Genomic DNA, 17,136 nt, shown 5'->3' with positions numbered 1-17,136 from the left:
TATCCCGGGGGAGTCGCGGCCTGCCGCGACGGGGGCAGCGCCCCCTATTCCACGATCTCCGCCGTCTCCACGACCGCATGCAGCAAAACATCCGCCCCGGCAGCCGCCCAATCTTTGCTGATCTCTTCAGCCTCGTTGTGGCTCAGGCCATCTACGCAGGGGCACATCACCATCGCGGTCGGCGCGACCCGATTGATCCAGCAGGCATCATGCCCGGCCCCCGAGATGATATCTGTATGGGAATACCCCAGCCGCTCTGCCGCGTCGCGCACGGCGGCCACACAGCCCTCATCGAATTTGACCGGATCGAATCCACCGACCTTTTCGAATTCAATCTGCAGGCCCATTTCGTTTACGATATCCTCGGCCGCCACACGCAGACGATTTTCCATATCAGTGATCACCTCCAACTCAGGCGAGCGGAAATCGACCGTGAACACCACCTTACCCGGGATCACATTGCGGGAATTCGGATAGACATCAATATGCCCCGCGGCCCCAACGGCGTGCGGTGAATGCGACCAGGCAATCTCATCCACTTTTTCCAGAATACGCGCCATGGCCAGCCCTGCGTTCTTGCGCATTGGCATCGGGGTCGAACCGGTATGAGCATCTTTGCCAGTCACTGTAATCTGAGTCCAACTCAGCCCCTGACCGTGGGTGACGACGCCGATATCCTTACCCTCGGCCTCCAGGATCGGACCCTGTTCGATATGCAGTTCAAAGAAGGCATGCATCTTGCGGGCGCCGACCTCCTCCTCACCGCGCCAGCCGATCCGCTGCAATTCATCGCCGAATTTTTTGCCCTCGGCATCCTCGCGGTCATAGGCCCAATCCTGCGTGTGCATCCCCGCAAACACGCCCGAGGACAGCATGGCCGGCGCATAGCGCGTTCCTTCTTCATTGGTCCAGTTCGTTGCAATGATCGGATGCTTGGTCTTGATGCCCAGATCATTCAACGTGCGAATGATCTCTAGCCCACCCAGCACACCCAGCACGCCGTCATACTTGCCACCTGTCGGCTGAGTATCGAGATGCGAACCCACATAAACTGGCAGAGCCTCTGGGTCAGTACCCTCGCGCATCGCAAACATGTTGCCCATCTGGTCCAGTCCCACGGAACAGCCCGCTTCCTCGCACCAGCTTTGGAACAGCGCGCGCCCTTCCGCATCTTCATCCGTCAGTGTCTGGCGGTTATTACCACCTGCAACACCGGGCCCGATCTTGGCCATCTCCATCAGGCTGTCCCACAACCTGTCGCCGTTGATCCTGAGATTCTGCGCCGGAGCTGCCATAGTCACTTTCCCTGTTGCTTGCGATTTGCTCGCTATTGCTGTCTTGATTTGACCATCTGGTCAAACTCACGCTATCACGGGTTCGACATCAGTCAAGAAATTGCGGTGCACCACCAAACTTTTTGGCCTAGTCCATGCGTACTTGACGAAAAAAGAGACAGTCCAAACAGATGCCCAGCGACCACGCCCCAACCCGTATTCAGAAAAAGAACCGCGCTGCGATTCTAGAGGCCGCATTGAACGTGTTTTCGTCGCATGGGTTTCGCGGCTCGACTGTTGATCAGATCGCGGCTGAGTCCGGATTGAGCAAGCCGAATTTACTGTACTACTTCCCGTCAAAAGAAGCGATCCATACGGAGCTTCTGTCTGGCCTGCTGGAAACCTGGCTGGCGCCGCTGCACGATCTGGACGAAAACGGTGATCCGCTTGAGGAGCTTCTGTCCTATATTCGCCGAAAGCTGCAGATGAGTCAGGAGCTACCACGAGAAAGCCGCCTGTTTGCCAACGAGTTGGTTCAGGGCGCACCGCGCATTCACGAGGCTTTGTCGCAAGACCTCAAAGCATTGGTCGATGAGAAAACCGCGCTTCTGACCAAATGGATGGATCAGGACAAAATCGCACGGGTGCACCCCTATCACCTGATGTTTTCGATCTGGGCCCTGACCCAGCACTATGCAGATTTCGAAGTTCAGGTCCGCGCGATCCTGGGGGATGAGGACCCGTTCGAAGGCGCAGAAACGTTTGTCGACACCCTGTATCGCAAGCTTTTGACACCTTGAACTAAGGGACCGCACCAACGGCCCCTCAAAGATCTGCGCAAACCTGTTCATTCCGCGGCCTTGGCCATCGGATTGTTGGGATGCGTTGTCCAGTTTGCATAGTCCGGCTGAACCTCGCGCCCGGTACGTGGGTCAACCTCTCCTGCTGCCATCGGCTCCATCGAAATACAGCCCTCGACCGGGCAGACATCGACACAGAGATTACAGGCTACGCATTCTTCGTCGATCACCTCGAACACCCGGTCCGGCGACATGGCGATGGCCTGGTGGCTGGTGTCTTCACAGGCGGCATAACAGCGACCGCATTTGATGCACTGGTCCTGATCAATCTTGGCCTTGGCGATGTAGTTCAGGTTCAGATACTGCCAATCGGTTACGTTGGGGACCGCGCGACCAACAACTTCTGAGACTGTGGAATACCCCTTCTCGTCCATCCATTTGGACAGACCCGCCGTCAGTTCATCGATGATCTTGAAACCATAAGTCATGGCCGCTGTGCAGACCTGTACGTTGCCGCAACCCAGCGAAATGAACTCTGCCGCATCACGCCATGTGGTAACGCCACCGATACCTGAAATGGGCAGACCATGCGTTTCCGCATCTCGCGCGATTTCCGAAACCATGGACAGCGCAATCGGCTTCACCGCCGGACCGCAATACCCGCCATGGCTGCCCTTGCCATCAATCGAAGGTTCGGGGCTGAACGTATCCAGATTGACGCTGGTGATCGAGTTGATCGTGTTGATCAGCGACACCGCATCCGCGCCGCCATTCTTGGCCGCTGCTGCAGGTTTGCGGATATCAGTGATGTTCGGCGTCAGCTTCACGATCACTGGGCGGTCGTAGTACATCTTGCACCAGCGAGTGACCATTTCGATGTATTCCGGTACCTGACCGACGGCTGCGCCCATGCCCCGCTCGCTCATCCCGTGCGGACAGCCAAAGTTCAGCTCGATCCCGTCCGCGCCGGTCTCAGCCACGCGGGGCAGGATGGCTTTCCACGCGCCCTCCTCACACGGCACCATGATTGAGGCGATCAACGCCCGGTCCGGGTAGTCCGCCTTGACCCGCGCCATTTCCTCAAGGTTCACCTCAAGCGGTCGGTCGGTGATCAGTTCGATATTGTTCAGGCCCAGCAACCGCCGATCTGCGCCATATATCGCACCGTAACGCGGCCCGTTCACATTCACGACCGGAGGGCCCTCGGCCCCCAGTGTTTTCCAGACCACGCCGCCCCATCCGGCCTCAAAGGCGCGGCGGACGTTGTATTCCTTGTCGGTCGGCGGGGCCGAGGCCAGCCAGTAGGGGTTGGGGCTGGAAATGCCCAGAAAGTCTGTCGTCAGGTCAGCCATGGGTACTCCTTTCCGGCTCCTCAGCCGGTTTTCTTGAAAATCATCTCGGTCGGGCGAATCCGCCCGGCATGCAGGTTTGCAACGTAGTTTTGAAACTTCTCAGGCGCCGTCTCGCCCATCATCAGGTGGATGCCCAACGGCGCGGGGCCGGATTCGGAAATCTTTGCAAAGACTTCCTCGAAGAACTTGATGGCGAATTCGGTACGATCCGTCTCGGTCACCAATTCAAGCCCCGCCGATGCGGCTGCGTCCTTGTAGAGCTCGGGCGCGTCTACAAAGGATGTCTCAGCAACGCTTGACCAGGGCAAAGGGAACGCCAGAGGTTCGTCTGTTTCACCGGCCATCACGTCGAACAGAGCAAACTGCCCACCTGTCGCCAAAGCACGCGCAACCTCAGCGAACAACCCGGCCTTGTCTTCGATGTTCATACCAACATGCAACATAACTGCCAGATCGAACCCCGCATCCGGCACTGGCATGTCCAAAGCGCTGCCGACGTGGAACGCGACCTTGTCGGAATGCCCCACGATCTCGCTGAGAGCCTTTGCCGTTTCGACAAATTCGGGTGTCAGGTCGACCCCCGTCACAGTCGAGTCATAGCGATCCACGATATAGCGCGATGTTCCACCAATCCCGCAGCCCACATCCAGCACCCGCGTCGCATGGGTCAAAGACAATTGGTCAAACAGGTGATCGGTGGCCAGAACGCCGCCCGTGTGGAACTCGTCACCAGCTTTCAGATCGGCGACCGTGGCCGCATCCGGGTCCACGCCGCTGGCTTTCAGCGCGTCGCGCACGCGGTCCGTCAGGGCACCGGTGGTATAATGTTTGGCAACTGCGTCTTCGATCTGGGACATAACGATACCTCAGCGAATAGGTTGGCTTGAAAGCCTCACCCTATCACGAAACCAGGCTCGCGTGGATGTCCATCGCCGCATCCCGGCCTTCGGCCACGGCGGTCACGGTCAGGTCTTCGCCCCCGGCCGCACAATCTCCACCAGCCCAGACACCGGAGATGGAAGTACGCCCAGCCCCGCTGACAGCGATCTTGTTGCCGTCCAGTTCCAGCCCTTCGGGCGCGCCATCCAGCGTCTGACCAATGGCTTTCAGAACCTGGTCCGCGGGTAGCCGAACCGTCTCACCGGTTCCGGTCAACTGACCGTTTTGGTTCGAAGTGTATTCAAGCTCGATCTCGACTGCGGCACCGTTGCCATGCACCGCGACAGGCTGAACATTGGTCATAATCCGCACGCCGTGCGAGGCCGCAAGGTCCTGCTCGTACCGGCTGGCCCCCATCGCGTCGCGCCCACGACGATAGGCGATCGTGACCTGCTCGGCCCCTAGCAGCTTTGACTTCACCGCCGCATCAACAGCCGTCATGCCGCCGCCGATCACAACCACATTCCGACCGACCGGCAGATCAGCAAGATCCGAAGCTTGCCGCACGTCAGAGATAAAATCGACTGCCGGGCGCACGCCGTCCTTTTCCACACCCTGTGCCCGCAGCGCATTCACACCAGCCAGGCCAATAGACAGAAAAACGGCATCGTAATTTTCAATCAGCCCCTCCAGAGAGAGGCCCTCGCCCAGCAAAGAACCGGTTTCGATAGCGATACCGCCGATTTTCAGCAGCCAGTCCACCTCGGCCTGTGCAAAGTCATTGGTCGATTTATAGGCCGCGATTCCATACTCGTTCAGACCACCCGGCTTGGGCTTGCCTTCGTGAATCACCACATCATGGCCCAGCATGGCCAGCCGATGGGCGCAAGCGAGACCCGCTGGTCCTGCGCCAACAACGGCCACAGTTTTGCCGGTCGCCGCAGCGCGTTCAAAAGGATGTTCGCCAGAGGCCATCACATCATCGGTTGCGAAACGCTGAAGCCGCCCGATCTCAACTGGTTTGCCTTCGGCGGCTTCGCGCACGCAGGCCTCTTCGCACAAGGTTTCGGTCGGACAGACCCGAGCACACATGCCACCCAGGATATTCTGGTCCAGAATGGTCTTTCCCGCCGATTGCGGCTGACCCGCCTGTATCTGGCGGATGAACAACGGAATATCGATATCCGTCGGACAGGCCGTCACGCATGGCGCGTCGTAACAGAAATAGCAGCGATCTGCGGCCACGGCGGCCTCATGCGGGGCCAAAGGCGGATGCAGATCCGTAAAATTCGATGTCAGTTCATCGCTGGAAAGCCGCCCGGAAACGATCCCGGGTGCCATCTGGCCCTGTGCCATCGCTCTACTCCCTGTAGATATGTTTGTTGTGACCTCAGCTTGCCACAAATCGAAATTTTATCAATTGGTAAAATTTATCAATTGGTCAAAATTTTGAAAATGCACGAGATTTCGTTCGAAATATCGGCGTTTTCGCAGGTTTTTGGCAATAAACTAGGCCGCGCTGACACGCTGAAGTGCTGCAACTCGGGTTGGCATTGGACAACCCGCGCACCACAAACGACTTTTGACGCCCTACACCGGTTGCTGTAAGCCCAATCTCAGATGCGTGAGATCAACGCATGTTTAGGACGGGCACAGATGCGGGCAGCTTCGCAAGACTTCAATATTGTCATCATTGGTCAGAACAACCGCCTGCAATATGAGGCGGTCCTGTTCGCCGCCTCGCTGCGCCATTCCGCGCCCGACTTCAAAGGGCGTCTGTTCGTCGCCACACCCAAACCCGGTCCGCGCTGGAACCAGAACCCGACCATTCAAGATCAGGACGTACTCAAGGCCCTGAATCAGCTTGATGCGGAAGTCCTGCCTTTTGACAATCATGTCTTTGGCGAAAGCTATCCTAACGGGAACAAGATCGAAGCGCTTTTGGCCCTGCCCGAAGGCGAACCCTTTGTTTTCTTTGATACAGATACCCTGATCACTGGCGATCTGGGCGACGTTCCGTTTGATTTTGGCCGCCCCGGCGCCTCGCAAAAAGTCGAAGGCACATGGCCCAAGCCCACGCTTTACGGGCCAGGGTTTGAGGGCATCTGGTCTGCGCTTTATCGCCGTTTTGATCTGGATTTCGACGGCTCGATTGACACCGACCAACCGCAGGGACATTGGCGTCGGTATCTGTATTTCAACGCAGGCTATTTCTTTTACAAATGCCCGCGTCAGTTTGGCGAGCGGTTTCTGGACTATGCGCGCACCATCCGGGATGAACACATCCCGGAATTGATCGGGCAGAACCTTGATCCTTGGCTGGATCAGGCCGCTCTGCCCCTTGTGATCCACTCTTTTGGCGGAGGGCGCGATGCACTGCCCGACGGATTGCTGGATGGCTCAGTCAGTTGCCATTATCGCCTGTTCCCGCTGCTTTATGCCCGCGAGAGCGATAGTGTGATCGACGTTCTGGAAACCGTCGTGGCCCCGAACAAGGTCAAGAAGGTTCTCAAGCAATATGATCCGATCAAAAAGCTTGTGATTCAGGGCAAGGGTCAGAAAATCCGGGACCTGTTTGATCGCAACGCCCTACCCAGCCGCGAACAGGTGATCCGCAACAGGATCAAAGCACAGGGCCTCTGGATGCGCTGAAAGCGGCGTTGTGTGACAGCGGGCAATGTCCTACAGATTTCGCAAGTTCTATTTCGACAGGAGAGTTTACGATGTCCGACGGCCCTACCTATGGTTTCGACACCCTACAGATTCACGCCGGCGCACGCCCTGACCCGGCAACCGGTGCGCGCCAGACTCCGATCTATCAAACTACCGCCTATGTGTTCCGCGATGCCGATCACGCGGCAGCCCTGTTCAATCTGCAGGAAGTGGGCTTCATCTATTCTCGCCTGACCAACCCCACAGTGGCTGTGTTGCAGGAACGTGTTGCGACGCTAGAGGGCGGCGTTGGCGCGGTCTGCTGCTCCTCGGGTCACGCGGCGCAGATCATGGCGCTGTTCCCGCTGATGGGGCCGGGTTGCAACGTGGTGGCCTCGACCCGCCTGTATGGCGGCACGGTCACGCAGTTCAGCCAGACGATCAAGCGCTTCGGTTGGTCGGCCAAATTCGTCGACACCGACGATCTGGAGGCCGTGAAAGCCGCCATTGACGAAAACACCCGCGCGGTATTCTGCGAATCCATCGCCAACCCCGGCGGTTATGTCACCGATATCCGATCGCTGGCGGATGTGGCGGACGCGGCAGGCATTCCGCTGATCGTCGACAACACCTCGGCCACGCCCTACCTGTGCCGCCCGATTGAACACGGCGCGACTCTGGTCGTGCATTCGACCACCAAATACCTGACTGGCAATGGCACGGTCACCGGTGGCTGCATCGTGGATTCGGGCAAGTTCGACTGGTCGGCGAATGACAAATTTCCCTCGCTCAGCCAGCCCGAGCAAGCGTATCACGGGTTGAAATTCCATGAGACCTTCGGCCCGCTGGCCTTCACGTTCCACGGCATCGCCATTGGTCTGCGTGATCTGGGCATGACCATGAACCCGCAAGCAGCGCATTACACGCTGATGGGGATCGAGACGCTGTCGCTGCGGATGGAGCGCCACGTCGAAAACGCCCAAAAGATCGCCGCCTGGCTCGAGGCGGATGACCGGGTCGACTACGTGACTTATGCGGGCCTGCCCTCGTCGCCTTATCACGACCGGGTCAAGGCTCAGTATCCGCGCGGCGCTGGCGCGTTGTTCACCTTTGCCGTCAAAGGCGGCTATGACGCCTGCATCAAACTGGTCAACGCTTTAGAGATCTTCAGCCACGTTGCCAACCTCGGCGATGCGCGCTCGCTGATCATCCACTCGGCGTCGACCACGCACCGCCAGTTGACGCCCGAGCAGCAAGAGGCCGCAGGAGCCGGTCCAAACGTTGTGCGCGTTTCCATCGGGATCGAGGATGCCAACGACCTGATCGCCGATCTGGATCAGGCTTTGGCCAAAGCCAGCGCATAAACCATGAGCGGGCACGACACCAACACGCTGGGTCAACCCATCGGACGGCCGGTCAAGGGCGAGTTCCCTCGCCCCACACCACCGTATACCCCGATGGAGGGCCAGTATTGCTCGGTCGTGCCACTTGATGTGAACAGGCACGCGCCCGGATTGTTCCGGGCGTTTGCCAATGATGCCGATCACCGGAACTGGACCTACCTGCCCTATGGGCCGTTTGACACGGAACGGGCGTTTGAAACCTGGGCGCGTGCCACCTGTATGGATGCAGACCCGATGTTCCATACGGTTCTGAATGCGGAGGAGGTGCCGATCGGTATGGCCTCATATCTGCGGATCGAGCCCGCAGCGGGTGCGATCGAAGTGGGGCATATCCATTTCTCACCCCTGTTGCAGCGCACACCGCAATCGACCGAGGTTATGTATCTGATGATGAAACGCGTCTTCGATGAGTTGGGCTACCGACGCTACGAATGGAAATGCGATGCGCTAAACGCACCGTCTTGTGCGGCGGCACGGCGTCTAGGTTTTACCTTCGAAGGGATCTTCCGCCAAGCGACCCACTACAAAAGGCGCAACCGAGATACGGCGTGGTTTTCCGTTCTCGACAGTGAATGGCCCCGCATCCGGGGCGCATTCGAGGCTTGGTTGTCGCCTGACAATTTCGACGCGACGGGCCAGCAACGACAGCCGCTGATGGCCCGCGCCGACAACTGAGCTTACTCAGAAATCTCGAACTCCATCGAAACGCTGACGGATACCGTGATCTCACCGCCTGCTACGGGCACTCCACCAGTGTCGGCGACGCTAAAGGCGCGCATCTCTGCCATGGGCCGGACCCCTCCGGTGCGCTCGGAAATCGACTGAACCGGACCCAGCGTGACATTGGCCGCTTGCGCCAGTTGCTCGGCCTTTGACGTGGCTTCGCCCACGGCTTTGGCGCGTGCCTGAACCTCGATAGGTTTGGTGTCCTGCAGACCAAAGCTCAGCCCGCCAAAATCATTCGCCCCGTCCTGAATGACCGCGTCCATGATCTCCCCCAGCTGAGACAGGTCTCGCACCCGAACAAACACGCGGTTCGAGGCGACAAAGCCCGTGATCTCGGGCGGCTCTCCGTTCTGCTGATTGCGGTTCGACCAGACTGGTGAGAGCGACAGGTCGCGTGTTTGCACATCCCGATCCTCGATCCCCATGTCTGTCAGTCGGGACAGCACCTGCGCCACCGCATCAGATGTGGCTTTCATCGCAACCGACGCCTCAGCGTTCTGATTGGTCACACCCAGTGTGATCGTCGCCATATCAGGTGCAACTTGCACGGTTCCAGTCGCGTCAACGGTAATGCGACGTTCTTCCGCATGGGCGATACCAGCGGCAGTTGCGGCCATCATGGCGGTCAGAAAAGCGAATGTCTTCAAGGTCATCCCTCCAAATTACTCCCGTTCAACATGGGTTGGCAGGGCTTTGCCATACAAGGGGAGAGGTTGCGTTTTTCTTTCCCTCGGCGGGTTCCTGCTCTACTGTCACTCTGCGAGCGTGTGATCGTTTGCGCTGATGATATAGTTATGGTTCTCCGGGAATATGAAACCCGCCTTTACGCTATCTTTTTCTGCAACCGGTATTTCGTTGCACCATCTGTCCGAAGGTGAGTGGTACGAGATCGGCACTGTATCGCTGGATACAGATGACCTGAACGGGCAGATACAGGCGCTGCGAGATCAGGGTTTTGCACTGGAAAACGACCTGAGTTGCAATGTGGTTATCCCAGCGGATCAAATCCGCTATCTCACGATTCCATCGGAAGTTCTGTCTACTGACGAAAACGCGCAAATGGTGCAGGACGCGTTGGTCGATGCCACACCATATGAGCGCGATGAACTGAGTTTTGCCTCGATCACCAAAGACGGTCTGGTCTATGGGGCGGCAGTGGCACACCAGACCTTGAACGAAGCGCATAGCTTTACCACCGAGCATGGATTCGTGCCTGTCGCTTATACCGCTGAGCCGAGTGAAGATGAGTTCCCCGGCGTGCCGGTGTTTGAACTGGATGCGAAGCCGCTTACAGCCACTCCGGTTGCTGCACCAGAGGCTAAGCCTGCCCCCGCAGTACCGGCACCTAAGGCAGACGCCGATCCGTCAACCCCCAAGGTTCACGCCATAGCGGAAACCGCCGCCCCGGACGCGTTTCGCGCTCCTGCTCCATCGCAAAGTGACTCAGCAAGCAGCGGCGCGAGTCTCAACAAATTTGCCCTGCCTGCGGTCGCAGCGACGGGTTTGTTGGCCCTTGTGATTGGCGCGTGGTACCTTATCGGATCGCCGGAAGAGGAGATTGTGGCCGAGGGAGACTTGGAACCTGAAACCACATCCCCTGAGGCTGAAATGGCCGCTGATCTGGCGGTAGACATCCTGCCGGAAGTGCCTGAGGCAGAAAATACCGAACCTACGATAGAATCCGCGCTTGAAGACGATCAGGTGGCGACTGTAGAGCCCGCACCCGAGGCGACAGCCGAAGATCAACCCGCCTTGTCTGCGACCGATGCGGCGATCCTTGAGGCGTTGAAGGTAGAACCCACGCCGGTCGAGGACGTTGCACAGGAAACCGAGACGGCTCCGCAATCTGAAATCGCCACAGGTGTTGTTGAGACCGCCCCAGCACAGCCCGAAGAACCAGTTGCCGTTGAACCGGACGATCTGTATTTGGCTTCGGTTGGCAAATCCGATTTTTCCAACGACGCGGTGGCCCTGGCACCGTCAGCGAGTTTTGAAACAGATCAGCCCTTTGATCTGCCCGCTCTGGCGCGCGCCTCCATCCCCGGGTTTGATCTGGATGAGCGCGGGCTGGTCACCCCAACGCCCGAAGGCACGCTGAACCCTGATGGCGTGCTGGTCTATCTCGGCCGCCCCTCGTCTGTGCCGCCAGCAGTACCTTTGCGGTTCGAACAAGAACCGGTGGTCGAGGAAACAACCTCGCGCTTGGCCGGAATACGGCCCAAGCCCCGCCCTGAGAACCTGCAAGATCAATTCGAACGTCAGCAACTGGGCGGCAGATCGTTACAAGAACTGTCTGTGTTGCGGCCCAAGCAACGCCCCGCTTCGCTACAAGCCAGCCCCGAGGTGGATGACACCCCGACTGCCTTGGCCGTCGTACTTGTTCCGCGTCCCAAGGCACGCCCTGCAGGGCTGGTTCGGACTGCGGCGGCCGCACCGGCGACGAATCTGGGATCAACCGCCGGGCTGGATCAGAACAGTGGTGGGGCCGAAACCTTCGAGCCCAAAACCGTTGCCCCCAAGATCCCCACGACCGCATCGGTGGCGCGGCAAGCGACCATCGACAACGCGATCAACCTGCGCCGCCTGAACCTGATCGGGGTCTACGGCACACCAGCCAACCGGCGCGCCTTGGTGCGTTTGCCCAGCGGAAGATACAAGAAACTGAAGGTGGGTGACCGGGTCGACGGCGGCAAGGTCGTCGCAATCAGCGACAGTGAGTTGCTATATCAAAAGAAGGGTCGCAACGTGTCCCTCAAGATGCCGCGTGGATGATCATTTTGCGTATCAAAGGCGCGTTTTTGAAGGGTACGAACACTCTGCTCTTCAGTTAATTTCGTCTTACGAGAACCTGTCGCAGGAGGCCGTACTGGGCCCTCTTGTCAATTTTCTGCCCGGCCCTGATGCGCATGTTTTGGATGTGGGTGCGGGTCCTGGTGCGTTGGCTGCCTGGCTGGTTGAACATGGGTTTCTTGTCACGGCCGTTGAACCCGTCGCCCGATTCCGAGATCACGCTCAGACCAGCTATCGCCACCTCGAGATAGAGTGGTTTGATGCAAGTCTGCCAAATTTGACCAACTTACCCAAAGACCAAACCAGCTTTGACGCAGCCCTGGCAATCGGAGTGCTGCATCATCTAAATCCGCAGGATCAGAAAACCGCTATTGAAGCACTGGCTACACGGCTGAAACCATCAGGCCGCCTGATCCTGTCACTGCGCCACGGCCCCTGCCCTGTGGACAGACCGGGGTTTCCAATCTGCGCCGACGATCTAGTGACCGTCGCGCAGCACGCCGGGCTAAAGGTTCTTCATCGCTCCGGCCACGCTTCCCTTCAAGAGGGAAACAGGCATGCCGGAGTGACTTGGACTAAGCTTGTGTTCGAAGCGGATTAAGCCGCTGAAATCTCGCCGCTTTCGATTTGCTCGCGCTCGATGGACTCGAACAAGGCCTGAAAATTTCCCTCTCCGAACCCATCATCGCCCTTGCGCTGAATGAACTCGAAAAAGATAGGGCCGATCACGGTTTTCGAAAAGATTTGCAGCAGAATCCGCGTCTCACCGCCATCCACCACGCCTTCGCCGTCGATCAGGATGCCGTGCTTAATCATCCGATCCAGCGGCTCGTCATGATCTTTCACGCGGTCCTTTGACATATCATAGTAGGATTGGTTCGGGCCTGGCATGAACTTTAGCCCCTTCTCGGCAATCGCGTCGGTCGAGGCATAGATATCCTCGCTGCCCACCGCGATATGCTGGATACCTTCGCCCTTGTACTTCTTGAGGTACGAGACGATCTGACCCGTTTCGCCGCGATCTTCGTTGATCGGGATACGGATACGGCCGCAAGGCGAGGTCAACGCGCGGCTATAAAGCCCCGTGAACTTGCCCTGAATATCAAAGAACCGGATTTCGCGGAAGTTGAACAAGTCGCCATAAAACTTGAACCACTTGTCCATATTGCCCTTAAAAACGTTATGGGTCAGGTGGTCGAGGTAGTAGAACCCATCACCGCGTGGTTTGGATTCCTTGATCCATTCGAATTCCTGGTTGTAGGGCGATGTGTCGTAATACTGATCAATGAAGTAGATCAGCGACCCGCCAATCCCTTTGATCGCGGGTACATCCATGGTTTTGTCCGCGCCATCATAGGGTTCGGCCCCTTTTGAAACCGCATGCTCATACGCCTGCTGCGCATCGACAACCCGCCAGCCCATTGCAGGCGCACAGGGGCCGTGTTCGGCGACAAACTTTGCGGCAAAACTCTCAGGATCAGCATTGAGGATATAAGTCACGTCCCCTTGCTGCCACAGCTCGATCAGGGGTTTTTTCTTGTGACGGGCAACAAGGTCATAGCCCATGGTCGCAAACAGATCCCGCAATTCCTGCGGGTTGGGATGAGCGAATTCGACGAACTCGAACCCGTCGGTTCCAGCCGGGTTCTCTGCGCTGATGATGGATTTCGGGGCGTTATGCGGGAAAGGACCCATGGCGCGTCTCCTTTGAAAACAGGAATTTCTTTGCTGATTCCAAGATATGTCTTAAACAACGCTGTTTCTGCGCATTGTTTTCAGATAAACTATGTTCACACGCGCAAAACACGCGCGATTTGGAAATAATACGGTGAAATGCCGCAAGCACTGGATCATATCGATATCGGATTGTTGGCCGCGCTCCAGCGCGATGCGCATCTGACCGCCCAACAACTGGGCGAAGTACTTAACCTGTCTGCAAGTCAGGCCGGTCGCCGCCGCCAACGGCTGGAGGCCGAAGGGTACATCACCGGCTATACCGCACGGCTGGATCCGTTGAAACTGGGCCTGCAAGTCCAGGGTTTTGTTCAGGTTCACCTCGGCACGCATGGGCCGGATCAATCGGCCAGCTTTGCCCGTTTGGTGGATGCCCGTCCCGAAATCACCAGCGCCTGGACGATGACCGGAGAGGCAGATTACCTGTTGCATGTCTATTGCGACGATCTATCTGCGCTCAACAGCTTGCTTCATCAGGTGATCCTGCCGCATCCTGCGGTTGCACGGGTTCAAAGCCAGATCGTGATGGACCAATTGAAACGCGACGCCCCCCTGCCGACCTGAGCAGGCAACGAGGACACAAATGGACGATTTCCTATATCAGGCATCTATATATCTCGCCGCTGCGGTGATTGCCGTTCCGTTATCGGCGCGCCTGGGATTGGGATCGGTTCTGGGATATCTGGCCGCCGGTCTTATCATCGGTCCGGTTCTAGGCCTTGTTGGGGCTGAAACCGAAGATCTACAGCACGTGGCTGAGTTCGGCGTGGTCATGATGCTGTTCCTGATCGGGTTGGAGCTGGAACCGCGCGCCCTTTGGGATATGCGGGACAGATTGTTGGGACTGGGCGGTTTGCAGGTTCTATTGTCCACCGCAGTGATTGCGGGCGTGGCGATTTATGCCGGCCACCCCTGGACCGTGGCGCTCGCCGTTGGCCTGACCCTATGCCTGTCTTCAACCGCAATTGTACTGCAAACCCTGTCTGAAAAGGGGCTGATGCAAACCAATGGCGGGCGCGCGACCTTTTCAGTCCTGTTGACACAAGACATCGCCGTCATCCCGATTCTGGCGATGTTGCCCTTGCTGGCCCTGCCCGCCATCCCTCATATCGAGGCCGACGGGTCAATTGACCGCAGCGCCGCAGAGCATTTGCATGATGCGCATCACAGCCTGTCCTTGGTTGAGGGATTACCTGGTTGGGCCGTCACATTGGTGACAATCGGAGCCATTGCCTTTGTTATTCTGGCAGGTGTCTACCTGACCCGCCCTCTGTTCCGCTTTATCCACGCCTCGCGCCTGCGCGAGATGTACACCGCATTGGCCCTGATGATCGTGGTTGGCATTTCCTTCCTGATGACACTGGTTGGCCTGTCACCCGCTCTGGGCGCATTTCTGGCGGGTGTTGTGCTGGCCAGCTCGGAATTCCGGCATGAGATGGAAAGCGACCTTGAGCCCTTCAAAGGCCTTTTTCTAGGCCTTTTCTTCATCACGGTTGGGGCCGGGATCGACGTTGGGTATTTCTTCAACGATCCGTTTGACCTGATCGGTCTTGCCCTGCTGGTGATCTTCGCCAAGGGTGTCATCCTCTATATTGTAGGCAAAGCCTTCAAGCTGAAGGGCCGTGATCACTGGTTGTTCACCCTTGGTTTGGCACAAGCGGGTGAGTTCGGTTTTGTCCTTCTGGCCTTTTCACGGCAACAGAATGTGATCCCTCAGGACCTGGCGCAAAAACTGCTTATGATCATCGCGTTGACGATGCTGATTACGCCGCTTTTGTTCATCATCTACGACCTGCTTTCGCGGAAGCTGGGCGAGACGACAACCACGATGGAGCCGGATGAGATCGACGAAAAAGGACCGGTGATCATCGCCGGCATTGGACGGTTCGGTCAGATCGTCAATCGCCTTGTGGTGGCCAGCGGGTTCAAGACCATCGTTCTGGACCATGATATCGAGACGATCCAGCTGATGCGCCGTTTCGGCGTCAAAGGCTTTCTGGGTGACCCAACCCGGCCCGAGCTTTTGCGCGCAGCGGGGCTGGATAAGGCGTCAGTTCTGGTTGCGGCAATGGATGATCGAAAGACGGTGACGCGACTGGTCGGATTTGCCCGCCGCCAACGCCCGGACCTGCACATCATCGCCCGCGCCCATGACCGGACCCATGTGTACGAGCTGTACCAGGCAGGGGCCAACGACATCGTGCGTGAAATGTTCGACAGCTCCTTACGCGCCGGTCGGTACGTATTGGAAAATATCGGGCTCAGCGAATACGAAGCCGCGCAGGCCGAACAGACCTTCTACCATCACGACCGGGCATCGGTACGCGAACTGGCCGAGCTGTGGGTACCCGGCATGCCCACCGCAGAGAACAAGAAATACATCGAGCGGGCGCAGTCTTTGGAGAAAGACCTGGAGACCGCGCTTCTGGAACTGGCCGAGGAACACGCCCAGAAATCTGCCTGATCGGGTGCAGCCCGAACAGGCGATCAGGTCATCCGTCTGACACGCCAGCCTCGGCAAAGGTGGCCATGCCGGAATGGCAAGCCACGGCGCTTTTGAGGATATTGATGGCCAGCGCCCCGCCAGACCCCTCGCCCAGTCGCAGGCCAAGGTTCAGCAACGGCTCTTTGCCCAGTTTCGAAAGCATCGCCCCATGCGCACCCTCGGCACTTTGATGGCCTGCGACCGCATGGTCTAACGCCGCGACAGATACACGCGCGAGACAGGCAGCTGCGGAAGTGCAGATAAACCCGTCCAGAATGACAGGGATGCGCAATACGCGGGCGGCAGCAATCGCACCGGCCATCGCGGCAATCTCACGTCCACCGAGACAGCGCAGAACCTCCAGCCCATCGTCGGTGGCGTGGCGCGCAACGCCTTCGGCCACAACGCGGGTTTTGTTGGCAAGACCCGCATCGTCGACACCGGTGCCGCGTCCGGTCCAATCGGCAGCCTCTCCACCGAATAGCGCGCAGGCGATGGCCGCAGCGGGGGTGGTGTTGCCGATCCCCATCTCACCGACCACCAGCAGGTCGGCTTGTGGGTCGACCGCGTTCCAACCGGTTTTCAGCGCGCTCAGAAGTTCGACCTCGCTCATGGCCGGGCCTTGTGTAAAATCTGCGGTCGGGCGCTCTAAGTCCAGCGCATGGACATCCATCTTTGCCCCGGCCGCCTTGGCCAGTTGATTGATCGCAGCCCCGCCATGTTCGAAATTCATAACCATCTGCACGGTCACTTCAGGCGGAAAGGCCGACACGCCTTGCGCCGTGACCCCGTGATTGCCTGCAAACACAATGACTTGAGGCTGTTCGATCTGAGGACGCGCATCGCCGCGCCAGGACGCGTACCAGATCGCCAGATCCTCAAGCCGCCCCAACGCACCCGGAGGTTTGGTCAGCTGGCCATTGCGCGCGGCGGCGCCGTCTTCGGCCGCTGTGTCTGGACCAGGCGCGTTGATCAACGCATCGCGGAACGTGTTCAATTCATTCAGTTCGGGCAGCATCAAAGCCTCATTGCATCAGAGTG

General features: G+C 58.2%; 15 protein-coding genes. 8 read left to right on the top strand and 7 right to left on the bottom strand.

Features of this window, described 5'->3' with window-relative positions:
* Positions 1–44: 44 nt before the first annotated feature.
* The gene (locus ACR0JX_RS02795; RefSeq protein ID WP_480541205.1) at positions 45–1,295 is read right to left on the bottom strand and encodes a Zn-dependent hydrolase; all 1,251 of its coding nucleotides are present in this window, start codon (positions 1,293–1,295) and stop codon (positions 45–47) included.
* A gap of 170 nt (positions 1,296–1,465) precedes the next feature.
* Here ACR0JX_RS02795 and ACR0JX_RS02790 point away from each other — a divergent pair, with 170 nt between their 5' ends.
* Positions 1,466–2,074 (top strand): TetR family transcriptional regulator C-terminal domain-containing protein, encoded by a 609-nt coding sequence (locus tag ACR0JX_RS02790; RefSeq protein ID WP_480541203.1) that lies wholly within the window; start codon positions 1,466–1,468, stop codon positions 2,072–2,074.
* A 47-nt stretch (positions 2,075–2,121) separates the two neighbouring features.
* Here ACR0JX_RS02790 and preA read toward each other — a convergent pair whose 3' ends face one another.
* The 3 genes from preA to ACR0JX_RS02775 are packed head-to-tail and all read right to left on the bottom strand — an operon-like array spanning position 2,122 to position 5,661.
* The gene (gene preA, locus ACR0JX_RS02785; protein ID WP_480541201.1) at positions 2,122–3,426 is read right to left on the bottom strand and encodes an NAD-dependent dihydropyrimidine dehydrogenase subunit PreA; all 1,305 of its coding nucleotides are present in this window, start codon (positions 3,424–3,426) and stop codon (positions 2,122–2,124) included.
* Between the two features lie 20 nt (positions 3,427–3,446).
* Positions 3,447–4,283 (bottom strand): methyltransferase domain-containing protein, encoded by an 837-nt coding sequence (locus ACR0JX_RS02780; RefSeq protein WP_480541198.1) that lies wholly within the window; start codon positions 4,281–4,283, stop codon positions 3,447–3,449.
* Between the two features lie 43 nt (positions 4,284–4,326).
* The gene (locus tag ACR0JX_RS02775) at positions 4,327–5,661 is read right to left on the bottom strand and encodes an NAD(P)-dependent oxidoreductase (RefSeq protein ID WP_480541196.1); all 1,335 of its coding nucleotides are present in this window, start codon (positions 5,659–5,661) and stop codon (positions 4,327–4,329) included.
* Positions 5,662–5,961: 300 nt separating this feature from the next.
* Between ACR0JX_RS02775 and ACR0JX_RS02770 the strand changes: the two genes are divergently transcribed.
* The 3 genes from ACR0JX_RS02770 (at position 5,962) to ACR0JX_RS02760 (ending at position 9,035) form a co-directional block, all read left to right on the top strand.
* A complete protein-coding gene (locus ACR0JX_RS02770; RefSeq protein WP_480541194.1) occupies positions 5,962–6,957 on the top strand; it encodes a hypothetical protein in 996 nt (331 codons plus the stop codon).
* A 71-nt stretch (positions 6,958–7,028) separates the two neighbouring features.
* On the top strand, positions 7,029–8,321 hold the full coding sequence (locus ACR0JX_RS02765) for an O-acetylhomoserine aminocarboxypropyltransferase/cysteine synthase family protein (protein WP_480541192.1): 1,293 nt from the start codon (positions 7,029–7,031) through the stop codon (positions 8,319–8,321).
* 3 nt (positions 8,322–8,324) lie between these two features.
* The gene (locus tag ACR0JX_RS02760) at positions 8,325–9,035 is read left to right on the top strand and encodes a GNAT family N-acetyltransferase (protein WP_480541190.1); all 711 of its coding nucleotides are present in this window, start codon (positions 8,325–8,327) and stop codon (positions 9,033–9,035) included.
* Between the two features lie 2 nt (positions 9,036–9,037).
* Here the strand turns inward: ACR0JX_RS02760 and ACR0JX_RS02755 are convergent, their stop codons facing one another.
* On the bottom strand, positions 9,038–9,739 hold the full coding sequence (locus ACR0JX_RS02755) for an SIMPL domain-containing protein (RefSeq protein ID WP_480541189.1): 702 nt from the start codon (positions 9,737–9,739) through the stop codon (positions 9,038–9,040).
* Positions 9,740–9,896: 157 nt separating this feature from the next.
* On the opposite strand from ACR0JX_RS02755, the gene ACR0JX_RS02750 reads away from it, so the two are divergent.
* Complete coding sequence (locus ACR0JX_RS02750; protein ID WP_480541187.1) at positions 9,897–11,858, top strand: hypothetical protein; 1,962 nt, start codon at positions 9,897–9,899, stop codon at positions 11,856–11,858.
* Positions 11,851–12,477 carry a class I SAM-dependent methyltransferase gene (locus tag ACR0JX_RS02745; protein WP_480541186.1) on the top strand — a complete coding sequence of 209 codons (627 nt, stop codon included), beginning with the start codon at positions 11,851–11,853 and terminating at the stop codon, positions 12,475–12,477. Before ACR0JX_RS02750 ends, ACR0JX_RS02745 begins: the two co-directional genes overlap by 8 nt.
* Here the strand turns inward: ACR0JX_RS02745 and hppD are convergent.
* Positions 12,474–13,571, bottom strand: coding sequence for a 4-hydroxyphenylpyruvate dioxygenase (hppD, locus tag ACR0JX_RS02740; RefSeq protein ID WP_480541184.1), 1,098 nt, complete (start codon positions 13,569–13,571; stop codon positions 12,474–12,476). The genes ACR0JX_RS02745 and hppD overlap by 4 nt on opposite strands.
* A gap of 138 nt (positions 13,572–13,709) precedes the next feature.
* Between hppD and ACR0JX_RS02735 the strand changes: the two genes are divergently transcribed.
* Positions 13,710–14,174 (top strand): Lrp/AsnC family transcriptional regulator, encoded by a 465-nt coding sequence (locus ACR0JX_RS02735; RefSeq protein WP_353007826.1) that lies wholly within the window; start codon positions 13,710–13,712, stop codon positions 14,172–14,174.
* A gap of 19 nt (positions 14,175–14,193) precedes the next feature.
* Complete coding sequence (locus ACR0JX_RS02730) at positions 14,194–16,074, top strand: monovalent cation:proton antiporter-2 (CPA2) family protein (protein ID WP_480541182.1); 1,881 nt, start codon at positions 14,194–14,196, stop codon at positions 16,072–16,074.
* 28 nt (positions 16,075–16,102) lie between these two features.
* Here the strand turns inward: ACR0JX_RS02730 and cobT are convergent, their stop codons facing one another.
* Positions 16,103–17,113, bottom strand: coding sequence for a nicotinate-nucleotide--dimethylbenzimidazole phosphoribosyltransferase (gene cobT, locus ACR0JX_RS02725; RefSeq protein ID WP_480541180.1), 1,011 nt, complete (start codon positions 17,111–17,113; stop codon positions 16,103–16,105).
* Positions 17,114–17,136 lie beyond the last annotated feature (23 nt).

It is taken from the genome of Ruegeria sp. AH7, assembly GCF_056541325.1.
The sequence above is the reverse complement of the archived record's forward strand: the minus strand, read 5'-3'. Positions and strand labels throughout refer to the sequence as shown.